Source organism: Planktothrix sp. FACHB-1355, assembly GCF_014748295.1.
Taxonomy (GTDB): Bacteria; Cyanobacteriota; Cyanobacteriia; order Cyanobacteriales; family Aerosakkonemataceae; genus Aerosakkonema; species Aerosakkonema funiforme_A.
Genome location: NZ_JACJUP010000433.1, coordinates 1 through 4,992 on the forward strand (window position 1 = coordinate 1; position 4,992 = coordinate 4,992).

At 44.2% G+C, this 4,992-nt stretch carries 3 protein-coding genes; 2 read left to right on the plus strand and 1 reads right to left on the minus strand.

Annotation, left to right across the window (positions count from 1 at the left end; translation table 11 throughout):
* Positions 1 to 82 precede the first annotated feature (82 nt).
* Together H6S82_RS17675 and H6S82_RS17680 are read left to right on the plus strand one after the other, a co-directional pair.
* Positions 83 to 3,340 carry an alpha-mannosidase gene (locus tag H6S82_RS17675; RefSeq protein WP_190474142.1) on the plus strand — a complete coding sequence of 1,086 codons (3,258 nt, stop codon included), beginning with the start codon at positions 83 to 85 and terminating at the stop codon, positions 3,338 to 3,340.
* A gap of 417 nt (positions 3,341 to 3,757) precedes the next feature.
* Complete coding sequence (locus tag H6S82_RS17680; RefSeq protein ID WP_190474140.1) at positions 3,758 to 4,174, plus strand: hypothetical protein; 417 nt, start codon at positions 3,758 to 3,760, stop codon at positions 4,172 to 4,174.
* A 168-nt stretch (positions 4,175 to 4,342) separates the two neighbouring features.
* Here the strand turns inward: H6S82_RS17680 and H6S82_RS17685 are convergent, their stop codons facing one another.
* Positions 4,343 to 4,879, minus strand: a complete 537-nt coding sequence (locus H6S82_RS17685) for a GrpB family protein (RefSeq protein WP_190474138.1) — start codon at positions 4,877 to 4,879, stop codon at positions 4,343 to 4,345.
* Between the last annotated feature and the right edge of the window lie 113 nt (positions 4,880 to 4,992).

The window sequence follows — 4,992 nt, forward strand, 5'->3', positions numbered from 1 at the left end:
CAGACGATCGCTTCGGAACGCAGATGATTTGTCGGTGGGCATTGCCCACCCTACATATACTAGCCTGGAGGCTATAGTTAAAATGACAGCGCCAGTTCGAGATATCGAGTTATCAATAGAAAAGTTGCGTCGCCTCACTCAGGTGGATGTTCTATCGAATTGGCAATATGGTACTGTTGATTTGCCTTGGTCGAGTGTGCGATCGTCTGATGAATGGCAGAACTGGCCGTTTGTGAAACTGAATGAGAAAAGACAGATTGTTTGGGAAGGCGGACGCCAAGTTTTATGGCTGGTACAAAAGTTGGTGATTCCCGATAATTTGCAAGGTTATCCTTTGGAGGGATTGACTTTGCGACTGGCGTTAACTTGGTGGGCGGAAGATGTCGGGATTTTTGTTAACGATCGCTTAGTTCAGTCGGGAGATTTATTCGATTATTTCACGCGGGTGGTGTTGAGTGCATCTGCGATTCCAGGTGAGGAAATTTCGATCGCTTTGCGTTTGGTTAGTCCAAGTCACGATCGCGGTGCGTTGATGCGATCGCTTTGCGTTTACGAATCTGCCGATCGCGATCGGATCGAACCTGGTTTTGTCGCCGATGAGTTAGCGGTACATCTATATTATATAGAGAGTTTTGCACCGGAAAAATTAGATGTTCTCGAAACGGCTGTGGCGGAGATTGATTGGTCGATTTTGCCAGATCGAAAAAAGTTCGATCGCTGTCTTTCCACATTACGTCAAACTCTGCAATCCCAAATCCAAAATCCCAAATCCAAAATCTCTTTGTTGGGTCACGCGCATTTAGATATGGCGTGGTTATGGCCGGTGAGCGAAACTTGGATCGCAGCTCAACGCACGTTTGCATCAGTTCTAGAATTACAGCAAGATTTTCCGGAATTAATTTTCTGTCATTCTACGCCAGCTTTGTACGAATGGATCGAAAAACATCGCCCGGATTTATTTGCGGATATCCAAAAACAAGTTATCGCCGGACGTTGGGAAGTGGTCGGTGGAATGTGGGTGGAACCGGATTTGAATTTAATCGATGGTGAGTCGATCGTTCGTCAAATTCTCTACGGTCAGCGCTACGTTCGGGAAAAGTTCGATCGCTTCAGTGTCGTTGCCTGGGTACCTGATAGTTTTGGCTTTTGCGCGACTTTACCGCAATTTCTCAAACAAGGCGGAATTGAATATTTTGTGACGCAGAAGTTGGCGTGGAACGATACGACTAAATTTCCTTACGGTGTTTTCTGGTGGCAGTCGCCTGATGGCACGCAGATATTCAGTTTGATGTCTGCTTTAATTGGGGAAACGATCGATCCTATTAAAATGATGAAGTATGCGATCGATTGGCAAATCAAAACTGGTTTGCACGATGCTCTTTGGCTGCCTGGTGTCGGCGACCACGGCGGCGGGCCTACCCGCGATATGTTGGAAACTGCTAGGCGTTGGCAAAATTCTCCTTTCTTCCCGAATTTGGAATTTACAACTGCTGAGAATTATTTGTCTGCGATCGTCAACAACGAACAACTGAAAACTGACATTCCCGTTTGGTATGACGAATTATATCTAGAATTCCATCGCGGTTGCTACACGACTCACGCCCATCAAAAGCGTTCCCATCGTCGCTGCGAAGCTTTGCTCTACCAAGCGGAATTGTTTTCCTCTCTGGCTGCGATTGCTGTTGGGTTAGCTTACCCGAAAACGGAATTGGAAGATGCCTGGAAAAAAGTTCTGTTTAACCAATTTCACGATATTCTGCCCGGAACTTCGATCCCGGCAGTTTTCGCGGATGCGAATCGCGCTTGGGGGGAAGTGGAACAAGTCGGCGCGGAAATATGGCAAAATGCGATGAGTGCGATCGCTTCTCAAATCGCTCTCCCTTCTCCACCTTTTCCAGACGCTTTGCCACTGGTCGTTTTCAATTCCCTCAACTGGGAGCGATCGGCAGTCGTCTCCGTCCCTTTACACACCTCCTCAACGCTTTGGCAAGTTTTCGACTCGGAAAAACAACCCCTCTCGTCCCAGCTATCCCATGAAAAGACGCTGCTGTTTGTGGCAAATAATGTTCCGTCTATCGGGTATCGCGTCTTTTGGCTATGCCCTCAAAAGGCTGAAACACTTGCAAATTCGTTGCCGAAGGGGGAAATTTCGTTTATAGCCGATAGTATGGGCAATCCTAACACATCTATCTTACAACAAAATCGCCAACTTGTCCAAAAAGATAGTTTAGTCGGAAAAGATTGGATTTTAGAGAATGAATTACTGCGGGTAATTGTGGGGGGAGAAAGTGGTAACTTGATCGGCGTTTTCGATAAAATTAATTATAAAGAAATCCTCCAAGAAGCGGGAGGAAATCAACTGCAAGCGTTTCAAGATAGCGGACAATATTGGGATGCTTGGAATATCGACCCGAAATATCAAGAACATCCATTACCAGCAACTGTGCTGAAATCAATTGAGTGGATCGAAAGAGGAGAAGTGCGACAGCGATTGCGAGTAGTGAGCGAATGGGGTAAATCGGAAATTTGTCAAGATTACGTATTAGATGTAGGAGATGCCGTTCTCCAAATCGTCACCACCGCCAACTGGCAAGAAAATCACGTTTTGTTAAAAGCAGCCTTTCCGCTCAACTTAACTGCCGATAGCGTCACCTACGAAATTCCTTGCGGTGCGATCGCCAGAACAACTCGACCCGAAACAGAGCGAGAAAAAGCGAAATGGGAAGTAAGTGCATTGCGTTGGGCAGATTTGACCGAAAATATTTCAGATTTGCAATCGCAAATCGAACAACCCATGTACGGTGTCAGTTTGCTGAACGATTGCAAATACGGATATGACAGCCAGCCAAATCAATTGCGTTTAACGTTATTGCGAAGTCCGAGTTGGCCAGATCCAGAAGCCGATCGAGGTTATCATAAATTTACATATGCCCTTTATCCTCACAGCGGCGATTGGCGATCGGCTGGTACAGTGCGACGCGGGTACGAATTGAATTTACCATTGCAAGCGATACTACTGCGATCGGTAGGTGAAAAAGTAAATTCTCCCTTGCCAGCAGTCGGTCAATTGTTGAACTTATCAGCAGAAAATCTAATTTTAATCGCATTTAAACAATCCGAAGATCGTAGCGATCGATGGATTTTGCGGTGTTACGAATGCCACGGCGAAGCAGCAGAGTTGCAATTGCACAGCGATATCGGATTGGAAATTGTCAATCCTGTTGATTTACTAGAGCGACCCGTTGATGCACCCGAAATTTTATCCGATAATCAAACCTATAACATAGCGCCTTGGAAAATCGTCAGTTTTGAGTGTCTTTGCAATTTAAATCAAAGTTAGGTCACACAGTATAAAAAACTATCAAACCTATATGTTTTCATCTGTCTTGCAAAACTTCAAAAAGCTAAAATGAACCAAACGCAGATAACCCAGCGCGAAGCGACGACTTTGCCTGCCAACTCCACCCGCAATTCAACCTAAAAGCCTATATCAACAGATAGATGCAGTGATTTCAAAATATCAATATCATCGGCAAAACCAAAATAAATCATTTTTGTAAAAGTTGTAAGAGCTTGTCAAAAAACAAGTCAGACAGCATAAAATCGCCTGCGTACAAGTAATAATCAGCCAGATAGGAACCAAGCAGCCAAAAGGCAGAGAAAAGCGCGATCCCAACCTCACACCAAAGATAGTTACCGCTGACTTTGCACGCAGTTAATCTGAGGTATAAGAGATAGTTTTTTTGAGGATTTAATCATGGATAAAGAAACAAAGAAAAATATAGAATCTGCTGCGGATACATCTGAAAGAGTTGCAGGCGATCGGTACGATCCGCACCTCGTTCCTGCTGAAACAGCAGCACGCAGAGAACGGGAAGGCGATACTTTCAAAACAGTTCCCACATTAGAACGGGAAGAAGAATCGAGAACGAACGATCGAACAGAAGACGACAGCATTCGTACCACAGATGGCTACACAGTAGATAAAGAAGGTCTGCTCAATAACTACGCGATCGAACCGGAAATGTACATCAACGAACCCGGTGACTTAAGGGAAAGAGACGAACAGCTTGCAGCGGAACGCAGTCAAGAAATGAGCAACTTGAAGGAAGATGAGGAAGGGAAATTGACAATGGAACAGGATTCCCGTCCCAGAGGACAAGGAATGGTCTAAGATTAGGTTTCTTTTCTTTGCATAGGTTAGAGATTGGTAAGTCGCTTCTTCTCACCCCTTATGGGGGTGAGCTTTTTATTTATAAGTAGGCGATCGTCAATCAACATCAGCATAATTTGTAGGGTGAGCATTGCCCTCCCCCGTGATGTACCAGTCTGTTCGATACATTTAAAAATCACTTAATGCTTTTCTTTCTATTTCTTTGATAAATTCATCTTTGCCATCCATGTAGCTTTCAATATCCCGTGGATATTTGTTTGCCAATTCACGCTTTAATTCGCTATATTTTTGAGCATCTTCAGGATGAGCGATTATATAATCGCGAAATGCCAAATGTCGTTTTATTTCTGGCGAACCCACCTCATATATGTGAACGTTATGAGTTCTGATATCGGGTGAACTGTATTTGCGGAAGTAACGCCGACCGATCAGCCCAAATTCACCCATCGCCTCATAACCGAGGGCTACCATCGCGTCACTTTGCTCATCGACTTTGTTAATGTCTTTAACTTCGATTAAAAAATCAATAATCGGTTTGGCGTAAATCGATGGAATTGCCGTACTACCAATATGATGAATGGCAACAATATTTTCTGCCATTACTAATGCAATCTGTTTCGATTCTGACTCAAAGGCATATCGCCATGCCGGATCTTGGGGGACAACTTCTACTTTAATCGGTTTATTGAAGTGGCTTGAAGGCATAATTTTAATTTTTTTGCGATCGTGCGACAATTTACAGAGTTTATTGCCAAAACAAAAGAGCGATCGCATCTGCTAGAAATTGACTTACTCCCATTCGTGTAAGTACATACAAC